Annotated in this window: 17 protein-coding genes; 13 read left to right on the top strand and 4 right to left on the bottom strand. The window is 41.6% G+C overall.

All coding sequences use genetic code 11. The features are described 5' to 3' along the window. Positions 1 to 30 precede the first annotated feature (30 nt). From gcvT to gcvPB, 3 genes are read left to right on the top strand one after another with little or no spacing between them, the layout of a single operon-like run. Positions 31 to 1137, top strand: a complete 1107-nt coding sequence (gene gcvT, locus ACQKMH_RS04650) for a glycine cleavage system aminomethyltransferase GcvT (protein ID WP_427586287.1) — start codon at positions 31 to 33, stop codon at positions 1135 to 1137. 17 nt (positions 1138 to 1154) lie between these two features. Beyond that, positions 1155 to 2501 (top strand): aminomethyl-transferring glycine dehydrogenase subunit GcvPA, encoded by a 1347-nt coding sequence (gcvPA, locus tag ACQKMH_RS04655; protein ID WP_427586288.1) that lies wholly within the window; start codon positions 1155 to 1157, stop codon positions 2499 to 2501. Beyond that, positions 2494 to 3951, top strand: coding sequence for an aminomethyl-transferring glycine dehydrogenase subunit GcvPB (gene gcvPB / locus ACQKMH_RS04660; RefSeq protein ID WP_427586289.1), 1458 nt, complete (start codon positions 2494 to 2496; stop codon positions 3949 to 3951). Before gcvPA ends, gcvPB begins: the two co-directional genes overlap by 8 nt. A 151-nt stretch (positions 3952 to 4102) precedes the next feature. On the opposite strand, the gene ACQKMH_RS04665 is transcribed toward gcvPB, so the two are convergent. Continuing rightward, complete coding sequence (locus ACQKMH_RS04665) at positions 4103 to 4486, bottom strand: rhodanese-like domain-containing protein (protein ID WP_427586290.1); 384 nt, start codon at positions 4484 to 4486, stop codon at positions 4103 to 4105. 214 nt (positions 4487 to 4700) lie between these two features. On the opposite strand from ACQKMH_RS04665, the gene ACQKMH_RS04670 reads away from it, so the two are divergent. Beyond that, positions 4701 to 5537, top strand: a complete 837-nt coding sequence (locus ACQKMH_RS04670; protein WP_427586291.1) for a lipoate--protein ligase family protein — start codon at positions 4701 to 4703, stop codon at positions 5535 to 5537. A gap of 391 nt (positions 5538 to 5928) precedes the next feature. After that, positions 5929 to 8499 (top strand): vitamin B12-dependent ribonucleotide reductase, encoded by a 2571-nt coding sequence (locus ACQKMH_RS04675; protein WP_427586292.1) that lies wholly within the window; start codon positions 5929 to 5931, stop codon positions 8497 to 8499. A gap of 143 nt (positions 8500 to 8642) precedes the next feature. On the opposite strand, the gene ACQKMH_RS04680 is transcribed toward ACQKMH_RS04675, so the two are convergent. Further along, entirely contained in the window at positions 8643 to 8828 is a 186-nt protein-coding gene (locus ACQKMH_RS04680; RefSeq protein ID WP_427586293.1) for a hypothetical protein, read from the bottom strand. A gap of 136 nt (positions 8829 to 8964) precedes the next feature. On the opposite strand from ACQKMH_RS04680, the gene splB reads away from it, so the two are divergent. After that, positions 8965 to 9990: a spore photoproduct lyase gene (gene splB / locus ACQKMH_RS04685; RefSeq protein ID WP_427586294.1), complete on the top strand. Its 1026-nt coding sequence runs from the start codon at positions 8965 to 8967 to the stop codon at positions 9988 to 9990. An 83-nt stretch (positions 9991 to 10073) separates the two neighbouring features. Then, entirely contained in the window at positions 10074 to 10955 is an 882-nt protein-coding gene (locus ACQKMH_RS04690) for a patatin-like phospholipase family protein (protein ID WP_427586295.1), read from the top strand. A 20-nt stretch (positions 10956 to 10975) separates the two neighbouring features. On the opposite strand, the gene ACQKMH_RS04695 is transcribed toward ACQKMH_RS04690, so the two are convergent. Both ACQKMH_RS04695 and ACQKMH_RS04700 read right to left on the bottom strand, forming a co-directional pair. Beyond that, entirely contained in the window at positions 10976 to 11350 is a 375-nt protein-coding gene (locus tag ACQKMH_RS04695; protein ID WP_427586296.1) for an SA1362 family protein, read from the bottom strand. Positions 11351 to 11486: 136 nt separating this feature from the next. Further along, complete coding sequence (locus tag ACQKMH_RS04700; RefSeq protein WP_427586297.1) at positions 11487 to 12440, bottom strand: DUF1385 domain-containing protein; 954 nt, start codon at positions 12438 to 12440, stop codon at positions 11487 to 11489. A gap of 334 nt (positions 12441 to 12774) precedes the next feature. On the opposite strand from ACQKMH_RS04700, the gene ACQKMH_RS04705 reads away from it, so the two are divergent. From ACQKMH_RS04705 to spoIIIAB, 6 genes are all read left to right on the top strand, one after another. Further along, on the top strand, positions 12775 to 13290 hold the full coding sequence (locus ACQKMH_RS04705; RefSeq protein ID WP_427586298.1) for a YqhR family membrane protein: 516 nt from the start codon (positions 12775 to 12777) through the stop codon (positions 13288 to 13290). 95 nt (positions 13291 to 13385) lie between these two features. Then, positions 13386 to 13841: a type II 3-dehydroquinate dehydratase gene (gene aroQ, locus ACQKMH_RS04710; RefSeq protein WP_427586299.1), complete on the top strand. Its 456-nt coding sequence runs from the start codon at positions 13386 to 13388 to the stop codon at positions 13839 to 13841. Continuing rightward, positions 13834 to 14895, top strand: coding sequence for a M24 family metallopeptidase (locus tag ACQKMH_RS04715; protein WP_427586300.1), 1062 nt, complete (start codon positions 13834 to 13836; stop codon positions 14893 to 14895). Before aroQ ends, ACQKMH_RS04715 begins: the two co-directional genes overlap by 8 nt. A 26-nt stretch (positions 14896 to 14921) precedes the next feature. Continuing rightward, positions 14922 to 15479: an elongation factor P gene (efp, locus tag ACQKMH_RS04720; RefSeq protein ID WP_034308328.1), complete on the top strand. Its 558-nt coding sequence runs from the start codon at positions 14922 to 14924 to the stop codon at positions 15477 to 15479. Between the two features lie 165 nt (positions 15480 to 15644). Beyond that, a complete protein-coding gene (gene spoIIIAA / locus ACQKMH_RS04725) occupies positions 15645 to 16577 on the top strand; it encodes a stage III sporulation protein AA (protein ID WP_427586301.1) in 933 nt (310 codons plus the stop codon). After that, entirely contained in the window at positions 16570 to 17085 is a 516-nt protein-coding gene (gene spoIIIAB / locus ACQKMH_RS04730) for a stage III sporulation protein SpoIIIAB (protein ID WP_427586302.1), read from the top strand. The genes spoIIIAA and spoIIIAB overlap by 8 nt, the downstream gene beginning before the upstream one ends. Positions 17086 to 17096 lie beyond the last annotated feature (11 nt).

Consider the following 17096-nt stretch of genomic DNA (forward strand, 5'->3'; position numbering starts at 1 on the left):
AATTATAAAAAATCCGAGGGGGGTCATTTTTTGACCAATTTAAAAAGAACACCACTATTTGAGGTTTATCGTGAATGCGGAGGGAAAACGATTGATTTTGGCGGCTGGGAACTTCCTGTCCAATTTTCGGGTATCAAGGATGAACATGAAGCCGTACGTACCAAAGCGGGTTTATTCGATGTTTCCCATATGGGGGAAGTGGATGTTAAGGGTCCTGGAAGCCTTTCTTTTTTACAGAAGATGATGACCAATGATGTATCAAAGCTGCAACAGGGTGGTGCCCAATATACGGCTATGTGTTATGAAAACGGAGGCACGGTAGATGATCTCATCGTTTATAAAAGGGCTGAGGATGATTACTTGCTAGTAGTCAATGCAGCGAATACAGAAAAAGATTTCAATTGGCTGCAAGCTAATCTTTCTGAAGATGTCCAAATTACGAATGTATCTAGTGACTATACACAGCTAGCACTTCAAGGACCATCTGCAGAGAAGATATTGCAAAAACTATCAGAAAATACTGCCTTAAGTGAAATTGGATTTTTCAAGTTCAAGGAAAATGTCATGATAAATGGTATCTCCACAATGGTATCCCGTACTGGATATACGGGTGAAGATGGTTTTGAGATATATAGCCGCAGTGAAAATGGCCCGGATCTTTGGAAGGCAATTCTTGATGCTGGCAAGGAAGAAGGGATACAGCCGATAGGTTTAGGTGCCCGTGATACCCTGCGTTTTGAAGCAAAACTGGCGCTTTATGGGCAGGAGCTTTCAGCGGACATCACCCCAATTGAGGCCGGGATTGGCTTTGCGGTTAAAGTGGATAAGGAACCTGACTTTTTCGGAAAAGCCGTTCTTGCTGAGCAAAAGGAGAACGGGGCTCCTCGCAAGCTTGTAGGAATTGAAATGATTGACCGTGGCATTCCTCGTCATGGTTATAAGGTTTACAGCGGAGACAAAGTCATTGGCGAGGTCACCACTGGTACCCAATCTCCAACATTGAAGAAAAATGTTGGATTGGTACTTATCGATAAAGAATTTTCGGTATTGGATGCCGAAGTCGAAGTGGAAATCCGTTCCAAACGATTGAAAGCCGTTATCATACAAACACCTTTTTATAAAAAACCACGTAAATAGAGGGGAATGGTCATTAGATGAAACATCGTTATTTACCCATGACAGAGCAAGATAAAAAAGAAATGCTGGAAGTGATAGGGGTACCTACTGTTGAAGACCTTTTCAATGATATCCCTGAAAGTGTTCGCTTTCAAAGAGAATATGACATCAAACAAGCTAAATCAGAGCCTGGACTAATGAAAGAATTATCGAAGCTTGCTGCCAAGAATGCGGATCTAAAAAACTATGCATCATTCCTTGGCGCGGGTGTGTATGACCATTATGCACCAGTCATCGTCGATCATGTTCTATCACGTTCTGAATTTTATACGGCTTATACACCCTATCAGCCTGAAATTTCACAGGGGGAGCTTCAGGCCATCTTTGAATATCAAACGATGATCTGTGAATTGACGGGAATGGATGTAGCCAATTCCTCCATGTATGACGGAGGAACGGCGCTAGCTGAAGCAGCCATGCTAGCTTCAGGCCATACACGCCGTAAAAAGATCCTCATTTCAGGAGCAGTACACCCTGAATCAAGGGAAGTTGTGAAGACCTATGCAAAAGGCCAACGCGTGGAAGTGATCGAAATTCCTTATAAAGACGGTGTGACGGATATGGCTGCTTTAAGGGAATTGGCCAATGAGGACGTTGCGGGAGTGATTGTGCAATATCCGAACTTTTTTGGACGCATCGAACCATTGAAAGAAATGGAAGAAATCATTCATGGCGTTAAGTCCATGTTTATCGTTTCCAGTAATCCGCTTGCACTAGGAGCCTTGACACCACCAGGTTCACTCGGCGCAGATATCGTAACGGGAGATGCCCAGCCATTCGGCATTCCAGCTGCTTTTGGTGGCCCCCATTGTGGATATTTTGCAGTCACGAATAAACTTGTTCGCAAAGTGCCGGGCCGTCTAGTCGGTCAAACGGTGGATGAAGATGGAAAAAGGGGATTTGTGCTGACGCTCCAAGCACGTGAACAGCATATTCGCCGTGATAAGGCCACGTCCAATATTTGCTCCAACCAAGCTTTGAATGCCTTGGCAGCTTCTGTTGCGATGACCGCGCTTGGGAAAAAGGGAGTCAAAGAAATGGCCGTGCAAAATATTCAAAAAGCACATTATGCAAAAAAAGCTATTAGGGAAAAAGGGATAGAACTGAAGTTCGATGGTCCATCGTTTAATGAATTTGTGATTAAACTTCCTTCTTCGTTTTCAGAAATCAATAAAAACCTATTTGAAAAAGGAATGATTGGCGGCTTTGATTTAGGGACCGTTTATCCAGAGCTGAAAGACCATATGCTTGTCGCAGTAACGGAACTTAGAACAAAAGAAGAAATTGATGCACTTGCGCAGGAATTGGGGGATCAACATGAATAATCAAGATCAATCACTCATTTTTGAAATCAGTACATCCGGCCGAATCGGATACAGTCTGCCAGAAATGGATGTGGCAACTATTCCGCTCGAAGAAATTCTTCCTGCCGACTACATCCGTAATGAAGAGGCAGAGCTTCCTGAGGTGTCTGAACTGGATATCATGCGCCATTATACGGCACTCTCCAAACGTAATCATGGGGTGGATTCGGGTTTTTATCCGCTTGGTTCATGCACGATGAAATATAATCCGAAAATAAATGAAAATGTGGCCCGTTTTAACGGTTTTGCCCACATCCATCCATATCAGGATCCGACTACTGTTCAGGGAGCTTTGGAGCTTTTGTTTGATTTGCAGGAACATTTAACGGAAATCACAGGGATGGATCAAGTGACGCTGCAGCCTGCAGCAGGTGCACATGGTGAATGGACAGGGCTAATGATGATTCGTGCTTTTCACGAGGCGAATGGCGATACAGGACGGACGAAAGTGATTGTACCTGATTCTGCACACGGTACGAATCCAGCTTCTGCCACTGTTGCCGGACTTGAAACGATAACAGTGAAATCCGATGAAAATGGATTAGTCGACCTTGATGATTTAAAGCGTGTGGTTGGATCGGATACGGCGGCATTGATGCTGACGAATCCAAATACGCTGGGATTGTTTGAAGAAAACATTTTGGAAATGGCACAACTTGTCCATGATGCTGGTGGGAAGCTTTATTATGACGGAGCCAATCTGAATGCAGTTCTATCGAAAGCCCGCCCGGGTGACATGGGCTTTGATGTGGTTCACTTAAATCTCCATAAAACGTTCACAGGCCCGCATGGCGGCGGCGGACCGGGTTCTGGTCCTGTTGGCGTAAAGTCGGATTTGATTCCCTTCTTGCCTAAACCGCAGGTGGTCAAACAAGATGAGCAATTTGTTCTGGATTATGATCGCCCGCAATCCATCGGCAGGGTAAAACCTTATTATGGAAATTTTGGAATAAATGTAAGGGCATATACGTATATTCGTTCAATGGGTCCTGATGGTCTTAAAGCCGTCACCGAGAATGCGGTCATCAATGCAAATTATATGATGCGAAGGTTAGAACCATTTTTTGACTTACCATATAATCGCCATTGTAAGCATGAATTCGTATTAAGCGGACGTCGCCAAAAGAAATTGGGCGTTAGGACTCTCGACATAGCCAAAAGGCTGCTTGATTTTGGTTATCATCCGCCAACCATTTACTTCCCGTTGAACGTGGAAGAAGGAATGATGATAGAACCGACTGAAACGGAGTCAAAAGAAACACTTGACGCGTTCGTCGATGCAATGATCCAGATAGCCAAAGAAGTGGAGGAAACTCCGGAAGTTGTTCAGGAAGCTCCACATACAACTGTTATAAAGCGGCTTGATGAAACTCTAGCAGCAAGAAAACCGGTTCTGCGTTATCAAGTCTAACCTGATAGCTAACATGAAAAAAATCCCTGCCTGCCGGCGGGATTTTTTCATGTTATGTATTTTGTGAAAGAATTCATCAAAGTCGATGAGCTAACTTTCATTTTTACATGAAGGCATTTTAATTTAAAAGAGCCCATGCAAAGATGGGGTCTTATTTCTTTGCTTTGATTTTCCCGGTCCACATTTTGAAACCGCCCTTTAGATGAAATAGTTCCCTGTAGCCCTTTTTGTATAGCATGGCTGCAGCTCTTCCGCTGATGATTTCGCTTTGAGCGTACAAGTATACAGGCTTGTCCGGCCTGATTTCGACCAAGCGGGTTTTCATTTGCGTCATAGGGATGTTTCTTGCGCCTAAGATATGACCATTATCAAAATCATTCGGTTCCCGCACATCGATTAGTTGCACTTTTCTGTAGTTAGCGATAAATTCGTCCTGTGTTAATGTTTTAACGATTTTACGCTGGCGGTACCAATTAAAAAGTGAATACACAATAACCGCTCCTACGACGATGAGCAGTGTATATAATAGTTCCAAACATAAAAACTCCCTTCTACCTTAACGAATACAGACAATACTTATTATATAATTGCTTTACTTAATAATCAAAAAGAATTTTCATCAAATTCTCTATCGACTTAATAGCACTTTCTTTTTTAGAGTGTTAAAGTCTGTTAAACTACTACATGTGAGTTTTTTTGGGGAATAACGGACTTATCGAAAAACAGTCTATTTGAAATGAGGGGTAAGGATGACAAAAGTAAAATGGGGATTTATAGATTCTGGGTATTGTTCACCGGCTTTTAATATGGCGCTGGACGAGGCCCTTTTAAATTGGCAAAGCAAAGGGGAAATTCCGCCAATCATACGCTTTTACGGTTGGGATCCAGCGACATTGTCGATTGGTTATTTTCAAAAGGCAGAAGCGGAAATTGATTTGGAAGAGGTCAAAAGGCAGGGCCTTGGTTTTGTTCGCAGGCCAACAGGAGGACGAGCAGTACTGCACGAACATGAATTGACTTATAGCGTAATCGTTCCAGAATCATATCCGGGAATGCCAACTACCGTTACTGAGGCATATCGGGTCATATCGGAAGGAATATTAATGGGGTTCAGGAACCTTGGATTGGATGCTTATTTTGCCGTGCCTCGAACCGAGCAGGAGAAAGCGGCTTTAAAAGCACCGAAATCATCCGTCTGCTTTGACGCTCCAAGCTGGTATGAATTGGTCGTTGAGGGTAGAAAGGTGGCTGGCAGTGCGCAAACCAGGCAAAAGGGAGTCATCCTTCAGCACGGGGCCATTTTACTTGATCTTGATGAGGAAAAGCTATTTAGCGTATTTAAATTCTCGAATGACAGGGTTAAAGAAAGAATGCAAAAAAACTTAAGGAACAAAGCTGTGGCGATAAATGACATTGCCGGTAGAAAGATTTCCATCCCGGAAGCGAAAGATGCTTTTGAAAAAGGTTTTGCCGATGGACTATCGATTGATTTAGAGCCATATGTCCTCACTGAACAGCAATTGTTGGAAGTGAAAGCCATTGCAGAAAGCAAATATGAAAGCGATGAATGGAATTTCATGAGATAGAAAAAGCAGAGTGATTAGAATGGAAAATAAAAAAGTTTTTTCAGATTTGTTTGACCAAATTAGCTATTCCTTGCAGGGATAAGCCCTAAAAGGGATGGGGAAAAAGCAAGGTCCAAATTAGTTGAAATCTGATGAAAAATTATTGTAAATCGACATTTTCCTCCCTTTTGCTAACTATATTAATTGATTTATCGTTTGACAAAATTAAAAGTTATTCAAAACAAACACAATATATAGTGGTTGAAATATTTAAAGTGACACTATATGTTGATTTTTGAGTTTCGCTATGATAAATTTAGGGTACTTGTTAAGCGAAACGGACATGTAAGGCTACATATAGATTTTTGCGGCGGCAAGAACGGATCTTGAAACATATAAAGGAGAGGGAATTATGTCGGTTGTAATAAAAGAAGCTTTAAAGGTTGATCTAGAAAGGTTGAATAAGGATATTTCTTTATTTCCCCAGGTGCACCCTGTAACGGCTGATATGAAAATGACGCATAAGGGAGTGTCCCGTCTAGTCATGCTTGACCGCTATTCTTTTAAGGATACTGAAAAAGTCACGCTCTCGGCAGGAGATTTCGTCGTGTTGACGATTAAGGAAGATCCGAAATTCCCGGCACGGGGTCTCGGTCACATCGTTGAAATAGATTGGGAAACGAAAAAAGCCAAGGTATTGGTGGATGATGAATTCCGTGGTGTATTGGATAATCCGGAAGAAGTGAAGACGGGGATTATAAACCGCCCGTTGGATATTATCGAAAAGCCGCTTGAAATATACTATGAACAAATTGCGAAACGTAATGCAACGGGTTTGGCTTCAGTTGAAACCACGGAAGAAAAAAGAACGGAATGGTTCAATAAATTCTATGAAGAATTAAAGAACCTTAATTTTGTCCCGGCAGGACGCGTATTATATGGGGCAGGTTCCAATACGGATGTTACTTATTTCAACTGCTATGTGATGCCATTCGTACCGGATTCACGTGAAGGGATTTCCGAACATAGAAAACAAGTGATGGAAATCATGAGCCGCGGCGGCGGAGTGGGTACGAACGGATCGACACTGCGTCCAAGAAACACGCTGGCAAAAGGGGTTAATGGAAAATCCTCGGGTTCAGTGTCATGGCTTGATGATATTGCGAAATTGACGCATCTTGTTGAACAGGGCGGAAGCAGACGCGGTGCGCAAATGATCATGCTTGCTGATTGGCATCCGGATATTGCAGAATTCATCATTTCAAAAATGCAAAATCCCCGAATCCTGCGTTACCTAGTGGAAAACACTAAAGATGAAGCCATCAAGAAATATGCGATGGATAAATTGAAGTTCACGCCGCATACCGAACAGGAATCTGCTATGTACCAAGGAATCATCAATTATAAAGAGATTCCCGGTCTAGGTGGATTTAGCGAGAAAATCATTAAGGATGCAGAGGAAAAGGTACGTACTGGCGGAACGTACAGTGTCCATAATTCAGATTTTCTTACAGGTGCCAACATCTCGATTTGCTTGACCAAGGAATTTATGGAAGCAGCAGAACAAGATGCAGAATATGAATTGCGTTTTCCTGATGTTGAAAGCTATAATGCCGAAGAAATGGCTACTTATAATGAAGAATGGCATAAAGTCGGTGATGTTCGTGAATGGGAGAAAATGGGTCACAAAGTTCGTGTTTACCGTAAAATCCGAGCTAAAGAGCTTTGGAACTTAATAAACATTTGTGCGACATACTCTGCAGAACCTGGTATTTTCTTTATCGATAATGCTAATGAAATGACTAACGCTAAAGCATATGGTCAACAGGTCGTAGCTACGAACCCATGTGGTGAACAGCCATTGGCTCCATATTCAGTATGTAACCTTGCTGCTGTCAATTTAGCGGAAATGGCTGATAAAGACAACAAAACGGTTGATTTCGAAAAGCTTAAAGTTACCGTTGAAGTCGGTGTGCGTATGCAGGACAATGTCATTGACGCAACTCCTTACTTCTTGGATGAAAACAAAAAACAGGCTCTCGGCGAGCGCCGGGTTGGACTTGGTGTAATGGGTCTGCATGACCTGTTAATTTACTGTGAAACGGAATACGGATCTGAAGAAGGAAATATCCTGGTTGACAAGGTGTTTGAAACGATTGCGACTACAGCTTACAGGGCTTCCGTGGAACTTGCTAAAGAAAAAGGCAGTTTCCCGTTCCTGATCGGGTCAACGGATAAAGAAACCGATGAGCTTAGAACACGCTTCACACAAACAGGGTTTATGGAAAAAATGCCGGAAGATATCAGGGAAAGTGTTGCTGCACACGGAATCCGCAACTCTCATTTATTGACTGTTGCTCCTACAGGAAGCACAGGAACGATGGTTGGGGTATCAACAGGACTTGAGCCATATTTCTCCTTCACGTATTTCCGTAGCGGACGACTTGGTAAATTCATTGAAGTTAAGGCTGACATTGTACAGGAATATTTGGACCGTCACCCAGAAGCGGATACAGAAGAGCTTCCAAAATGGTTCATTTCCGCAATGGAATTAGCTCCTGAAGCACATGCTGATGTTCAGTGCATCATTCAACGCTGGATTGACAGCTCGATCAGTAAAACGGTCAATGCTCCTAAAGGATATACTGTTGAACAAGTTGAAAAAGTATATGAACGTCTATATAAGGGCGGAGCAAAAGGTGGTACGGTGTATGTGGATGGCAGCCGTGACAGTCAGGTTCTTACGCTCAAAGCGGAAGAAAACCAAATGGACGAGCAGCTTGAAATGGACGAATTGAATGATGTGGAAGTTAAGAAAAAAGTCGTATTGGTCGATACGATAAATGAACTGCGTTCGACGAATGTTACAATTGGGTCGGAAGTAGGCAACACTTGTCCAGTCTGCCGTAAAGGTGAAGTACAGGAAATGGGCGGATGCAACACTTGCACGAATTGTGGAGCACAATTAAAATGCGGGCTGTAAACTGAAAGAACGAAGGTCGTTAAGTGCGCTGGAAAGTTAATCTTAACGGGGTTTTATAAAAAATCAAAAGTTCAAGCAAGACAAAAAGTATAGATAAAGAAGAGAGGACCGAATCCAAGGATTCGGTCCTCTCTTTGCATTATTCAACCATTTTCATTTTGCTGGGCTATTTCCTTTTCGGCTAGGTATTGGTTCCCATCTTTCAATACGGAAAATTTATCGACAGAGTCTCCAGGGATATTCCTGGGATTTGGATATTTATTATCTGTTTGGACAGTCATCACTTGTTTTCCTATTCCATTTGTCAAGAATTCTTGTTTATTAGCCATTTTGCAACTCCTTCATTTGATTTTACCAATTAAAAACAATCATGAGGATAACAGAATAAAGAAAAACTATCCTTATTAATTAGATTGTCTAGTTTGATTGAAAATATGACAAATCCACAAAAGAATGGAGAAGGTAATGAAGCCATTTATCCCACAGTTAGTATATATCGAGCCTAGGGCACTGGATTACCCACTTGGCCGGGAATTGAAAAAGAAATTCGAGGATATGAATATTGAAATCCGTGAGACCACATCACATAATCAAATTAGGGATCTTCCTGGAGAAAATGATTTACAAAAATATCGTGTCGCCAAGTCGACGCTTGTGGTCGGGATCAGAAAAACATTGAAATTCGATTCATCCAAGCCCTCTGCTGAATATGCCATCCCGCTTGCTACTGGTTGTATGGGGCATTGTCACTATTGTTATTTACAGACAACACTCGGATCGAAACCATATATTAGGACATATGTGAATCTTGATGAGATTTTCGAGGCAGCCGAAAAATATATTAATGAGAGAAAGCCTGAAATTACCCGTTTTGAAGCAGCCTGTACATCCGATATCGTTGGAATTGACCATTTGACACATTCATTAAAAAGAGCAATCGAATATTTTGGGAAAAGTGAATATGGAGTTCTCAGGTTCGTAACGAAATTTCATCATGTTGATCACCTTTTGGATGCAAAGCATAATGGAAAAACAAGATTTCGGTTCAGTATAAATTCACGTTACGTGATAAAGAATTTCGAGCCCGGCACTTCGAGCTTTGAGGAAAGAATGGAAGCTGCGCGCAAAGTGGCAGGCGCCGGATATCCCTTAGGTTTTATCGTAGCTCCAATTTATCGTCATGAAGAATGGAAGGAAGGCTACCATGAATTATTCGAACGGTTAAGTGATGCATTAAAAGGGGTGGATATTCCGGATTTGACTTTTGAACTAATCCAGCATCGGTTCACTGGTCCAGCAAAAAAAGTGATTCAAAAAAACTACCCGAAAACAAAATTGGAACTGGATGAAACGAAGCGTAAATATAAATGGGGCAGATATGGAATTGGTAAATATGTTTATCAAACCGAAGAAGCCGCAGAACTGGAAACGACCATTCGAGGGTATATAGCGGAATTTTTCCCTAAAGCGGATATTCAGTATTTTACCTGATGAAGGGAATTTCTATATAAAACTGTCATAAATCGCTCTAATCCTGCTTAGAAATGTAAAGACCGGATTAGGGGAGGGCAGCTATGATTATTGACGGCGTTTTTTCCGGAGGCGGGATTAAAGCCTATGGTTTAGTGGGGGCCCTGCAGGAATTAGAGGAACAGGGTTTTGTATTCCATAGGACAGCGGGTACAAGTGCAGGATCCATCATTGCCGCTTTCGTAGCCGCTGGATACACGGGAAAAGAAATGGAAGAGCTTTTTTTTGATATAGATTTAAGCAGCTTGTTGGATAAAAGGCGTGGTCTTTTACCTATCCCGCTTGCCAAATGGCTCCTTGTATACTGGAAACTAGGCCTTTATAAAGGGGACGCTTTGGAAGCATGGATTGCCAGCAAGCTTTCCGAAAGGAATGTAGTTACTTTTAAGGATATCCGACCGAATTCCCTCCGTATCATAACCTCTGATATTACGAATGGTAAATTGGTGGTACTTCCTGATGATTTACCGAACTATGGAATTGATCCGATCACGTTTCCAGTCGCCAAGGCAGTAAGGATGAGTTGCAGCATTCCCTATTTCTTTGAGCCCGTAAAGCTTGATGTTGGGAAAAGCACATTCCTTTTCGTTGATGGCGGTGTATTAAGTAATTTTCCAATGTGGTTATTCAATTCAGATCATGTAAGAAAGGAACGGCCAGTCATTGGGCTGCGCCTTAGTGTCGATGAGATATGGAAACCTCACGAGGTTGATAATGCGCTTGAATTGTTCTCCGCTCTATTCAAGACGATGAAAGACGCCCATGATGCACGGTATATTTCCAAGAAACACGTACAGAATATTGTGTTTATCCCGATGAAAGGAATTTCAGCATTGGATTTCAATCTGAATGATGAAAAAAAGGGTGAATTGATGAATCGGGGCAGAGAGCGTACGAAAGAATTCCTAAAGTATTGGACATATTGAATAAAAAGAAAATCGGGCTCTTAAAAAGAAGCCCGATTTTTCTTTTTATTCTTTTTCCCTTCGATGACAGTTAAGTGACTATCGCTTTTCCTTCTTACTTTAAATTTTTTTGATGTTTTTGCTGCTGAGAAGCTAGCCACATTATCCTTTTTCGAAGTTCGGCTTTTTAGCCTTTTTTTCGATTGGCGGGCAGCCTTTCGGAATGCTTGCTGCTCTTTTTTTACTGGTTTCCCCTTTGTTAATCCGGTATAAATCATATAAATAATCCCTGCGACAATGGCTATTATGAGAATGTTTCTAAAAAAGCCAATCGGGTCATTAAATAGTCGGCTCATTAGTCCGAGGACTCCGAGGGCGATGATTCCGTATATCATGAAAGATATGAAACGTTTCAACAAAGACACCTCCTTAAGAGCATCATAAGCATTTTTTGCTTATTTTAAACATTCTTCAAGTGAAATTTTTGAAAAAAACGAAGATCTTTCCTTTAGGTAGTATATGCTTTTTCATAAACAGAATGTGTATGATGTTTTACACAATTACATCCGATTCCAAACCTTTTTCGGTATTTTTTTCCATCCTTAACAATTCGGTGAAGGATGCCAATGCGACTTCGACTTGATCGTCGGAAGGAGCTTTGGTTGTCAATAACTGAAGCCAAAGGCCAGGATAGCCAAGGTAACGCAGAACAGGTGTATCTCTTACTTTGTTGGTCAACTGCAATACCTCGAAGGCTATGCCAAGAACCACGGGGATAAGCAAAACACGATCCACGACACGGAGCCATAATGGATCGGTCGGAACAAGCAAGTAGACGAACATCCCTACAATGACAGTAAATAAAATAAAGCTGCTGCCACAGCGATAATGAAGGCGTGAACTTGCCTGCACATTTGCTACGGTCAATTCTTTTCCGCTTTCAAAGCAATTGATCACCTTATGCTCAGCTCCGTGATATTGAAAGACCCGCTTGATCAAAGGCGTCATGGATACGACGTAAATGTATACGAGCAATAATATCAATTTGAACAAGCTTTCCATTAAAACCTGGGCCATATGGCCATTGAAAATGGGCCTTGTCAATTCGGCAAGAAAGACAGGAATCAAAGTGAAAAGCAACTTCCCAAATAGGAAGGAGAGAACACCGATTACGGCAACTCCCAGCCATACGCTTAATTTAGATGATTCCTTTGTTTCTTTTTTCTCTTCTTCCTGCTTTTCCCCGTTTTCTTGTTCATACTGTTCAGTGGAAAAGTTTAAATGTTTCGAACCGGTAGCACTCGACTGAATCAGTGCTACGATTCCCCGTATAAACGGGACTTTTTTCAAGCGGTTTACAGCAGGTTTCGATTCACGCGGTAAATGATAATAGACAATCGTTGAATCTTTGCGGCGGACCGCAGTGACTGTGTGATGCTTGCCGCCGAACATGACGCCTTCCACAACAGCCTGCCCTCCATAAACGGGTTTTTGGACCTCAGACATTTCTACACCAACCTAATAGTTATTCACGTAGCTCTCTCATGGGTGCTAACATGTTTATTATCAAGTATCACAAGAGCTAATGACGCGCTTCAAAATGAATCGCGCTTTTATCCTTGCAAGTACTTTATGAATGTTGAATCACAGGAAGGTAGCATTATCCTGTGTACATTATAAACTTCAACAGAGGATGGATATTTTCCTCTGAAAAAAGCAGATTATTTATGATTTAATCATACAGAATAAATCATAAAACCTCTAGTGATTCTCCTTCTTAAGAATAAAAAAAAATAGTTCTATTTAACAGAGGGCATACTATGTAGCGGAGGTGTTTGATATGTCTTCTAATGAAAATGGACAAAATCAACTGGAAAATCAAAACGTGTTAATCTATGATGCACTAGCTATCGGTTTTGTTGGGGGGGCAGCTGCGAGTTTAGCCGGAATAATCGCGCATTATGTGAATTTTATGGAATTCAGCCCCAAATTCATACTTACTTCTTGGTCGAATATGACCTGGATTGATCACTGGCTTGGTACGGTCATGACCATACTTGTGTTTGGACTGATATCCGTAGGTATTGCTTTAATATACTATAGCCTCTTTAAAAGGATGAAGAGTATTTTTTCAGGTATTTTTTTTGGAGTGGTTTGCTGGCTTTTGCTGATATTTGTCTTAAAACCGATGTTCTCCGATTTGCCAACCGTTTCGAAAATGTCGTCAAATACAATTATAACCAGTATTTGCATTTTTATTTTATATGGTCTTTTTGTAGGATATTCTATATCATACGACCACCAGGAATATATACGTCAAAAAAGCAACAACGCCGAAAAGCAGTCGGAAAGCTGAATGCTTCTTGGTTGTAAAAAAGTAGTAAGACAATTTGTAATTATGATAGAATGTTCATGGAAAGCATTCTTTTAATTATGAGCAGGTGTTTAGTGATGATAAAAATCTTATTAATCAATGGTCCGAATTTAAATCGCTTAGGGAAGCGGGAACCTGCACATTATGGATCCTCGTCGCTTGCGGATTTGGAAGCTTTATTACAAAAGCAAGCTCAAGGGTTAAATGTGGAATTGACCTCTTTTCAATCCAATCATGAAGGAGCGATTATCGACAAGCTCCATTGGTCGGAAGATCATGGGTTTGACGGGATTATCATTAATCCTGGAGCTTTTACTCATTATAGCTACGCGATTCGTGATGCAATTGCCGGAATTGATGTTCCAGTTGTGGAAGTGCACATTTCGAACATCCATGCCCGTGAAAGCTTTCGGCATGAATCAGTGACCGCGCCGGTATCGGCGGGACAGATTGTCGGCTTGGGGATACACGGATATGAATTGGCGTTGCAGGCGATCACAAAGATTGCAAAGGGGGAGAAATTAAATGAATAAACTTACGCGTTTAAGAGCCTCAATGGAAAAGGTGGGCATTGATGGTTTTTTGATTACCAGTACATATAACCGCCGTTTCATGACCAATTTTACGGGAAGTGCAGGCGTTGTCCTGATCTCCCAAAAAGAAGCTAAATTCATCACTGATTTCAGATACGTGGAACAAGCGGGCAAGCAGGCGACGGACTATGAAATCGTACAACATAAGGGAACCATCATCGAAGAAGTCGGTAAACAGGCTAAAGAGATGAATATCGGCACGCTGGGCTTTGAGCAGGAACATTTGACTTTTGCGACATATAAGGCATACGAAACGGCCATTGAAGGCCAACTTAAGCCTGTGTCTGGAATTATTGAGAATTTACGCTTGATAAAGACTTCATCAGAGATTAAGATATTAAAGGAAGCGGCCGCTATTGCCGATGCTGCCTTTACACATATTCTGGATTTCATCCGCCCAGGGGTTACAGAACTGGATGTATCCAATGAACTTGAATTCTTTATGAGGAAACAAGGGGCAACTTCTTCTTCCTTTGATATTATTGTAGCCTCTGGTATAAGGTCCGCTCTTCCACATGGAGTGGCTACGGCTAAAATCATTGAAAAAGGCGATTTTGTCACATTGGATTACGGAGCATATTTTAACGGATATGTTTCAGATATAACTAGGACATTAGCAGTTGGCAAGCCGAGTGAAGAACTTATTAACATTTATGACATTGTTTTAGAAGCTCAACTGCGCGGAATGGCTGGGATCAAACCAGGGATGACGGGCAGGGAAGCGGATGCACTAACTCGTAATTTAATTGAAGAAAAGGGATTTGGGCAGTATTTTGGACATTCGACTGGACATGGAATCGGTCTTGAAGTCCATGAAGGTCCAGCATTGTCCTTAAGGTCCGATATCATTTTAGAACCAGGTATGGCCGTGACCGTTGAACCAGGCATTTACTTGCCGGGTGTTGGCGGAGTGCGGATTGAAGATGATACAATCGTTACAATTGAAGGTAACGAATCACTTACTCATTCAACGAAAGAGTTAATCATTCTGTAAACATGTACATGTAGGAGGACAATTTTATGATTTCTGTAAACGATTTTCGCACGGGTGTAACGATTGAAGTAGATAATGGAATTTGGCAGGTTATCGAGTTCCAACATGTTAAACCTGGTAAAGGTGCTGCATTTGTACGTTCTAAACTTCGTAATCTTCGTACAGGTTCAATCCAAGAGAAAACATTCCGTGCAGGTGAAAAAGTTGCGAAAGCACATATCGAAAACCGCAAAATGCAGTACCTTTATGCAAGCGGAGATAGCCATGTATTCATGGACAACGAAACATATGACCAAATCGAGCTACCAGCTTCAAGCATTGAACGTGAATTGAAATTCCTTAAAGAAAATATGGAAGTGCATATCATGACTTTCCAAGCCGAAACCCTTGGGGTCGAACTGCCAAACACAGTTGAACTTGAAGTGGCTGAAACTGAGCCGGGAATAAAAGGCGACACATCTTCAGGCGGAACGAAATCAGCCGTACTTGAGACGGGCCTTTCAGTTCAAGTTCCATTCTTCATCAACCAAGGTGACAAATTATTGATCAATACAAATGAAGGTTCATACGTATCACGCGCATAATTGGTAGAAGACCGAGATTAATATCTCGGTCTTTTTTTTGTTCTTTTTTGGTGATTGAAGTGATAAAAAATCAATAAAAGTCCAGTTTCTTTCTAAGCTTGTCATCATTACGATCGGATCTGCATATATTTTATTGCAAGTGGTGTATACAGGAGGATTGTCAAAATGGAAACGATTCTTTCTTTTTTACCGAAAAAATTATACGAGCAGCTCCGGGGTATGACACCGATGATGATCGAAAAAATGGAAGAGCTGCGGATTCGGGTTGGAAGACCGCTTGAGGTCATTGTAGGAGGGGAACCTTTCTTCTTTTCCTATCAAGTGAGCCAATCGGATGCAGATCAATTATTGAATCAAATAGGTCAATTTTCGTTATATACGCTTGAAGAAGAATTAAAGCGAGGATATATAACCATAGCGGGCGGACATCGTGTAGGTCTTGCCGGGAAGGTGATCCTTGAAAATGGGTCGGTCAAAGCAATCAGGGATATCTCCTCATTCAATATTCGGATTGCACGTGAAAAAATAGGGGCAGCAGAACCGCTCATTCCTTATTTATTCAATGGAGAATGGCAACATACAATGTTGATCGGTGCTCCGCAAACAGGAAAAACGACCATATTACGTGATATTGCAAGAATGATATCCAGTGGAAATGAAAAAAGAGGCATTCCCCCTCAAAAGGTGGGAATAGTGGACGAGCGTTCAGAAATTGCCGGATGTGTTCATGGAGTGCCACAGCTTGAATTTGGAACAAGGGTGGATGTGCTCGATGGATGTCCTAAAGCGGAAGGGATGATGATGATGATCCGTTCGATGTCCCCGGATGTATTGGTCGTTGATGAAATAGGACGCGCTGAGGATACACAAGCTGTGCTAGAAGCTGTAAATGCAGGTATTAAACTCATGATAACTACACATGGCCATACCCTGGATGAAATCAAGAAGCGGCCCTTTATCGCAGAAATATTAAAGCAAAACATCTTTGAACGTTTTATAGAATTACAAAGAAGTAAATCAGGAAAGAGGAGCTATAAAGTCCTTGATGCAGCAGGGGTTCCTTTATTCTTGAGTGAAAGTGTGAACCCGCATGTTTAAGATAATTGGAGCAGCCATCATTATTATTACCACGACATGGGCTGGCTTCGAGGCTGCGAAAAAATTAAGCATGAGGCCTCGTCAACTGAGACAGCTGAAAGTCGCCATGCAATCGCTTGAAGCTGAAATCATGTATGGTCATACACCCTTGAAAGAAGCAGCCAGGAAACTTTCTAAGCAGCTGGCCAAACCTTTATCCATCTTTTTCGATACATTTGCAAATCGACTCGAATCGGGTGAGACCACCGTTAAAGAAGCATGGGATGAAAGTTTGAAGAAAATATGGCAATCCCTAGCTTTAAAACAAGGAGAGTTCGAGATTCTTTCACAGTTTGGGGAGACCCTTGGAAAAAGTGATAAATATCATCAGCAAAAGCAAATCATGCTAACGATGGCACACTTGGAACGTGAAGAGATCGATGCGCTCGACCGACAGGGAAAGTATGAAAAAATGATGAAAAGTCTTGGTTTTTTAACAGGACTATTATTAATTATTTTGTTGATGTAGGAATATGTGGG

It is taken from the genome of Peribacillus sp. NPDC097895 (genome assembly GCF_050277555.1).
Lineage (GTDB): Bacteria > Bacillota > Bacilli > Bacillales > DSM-1321 > Peribacillus.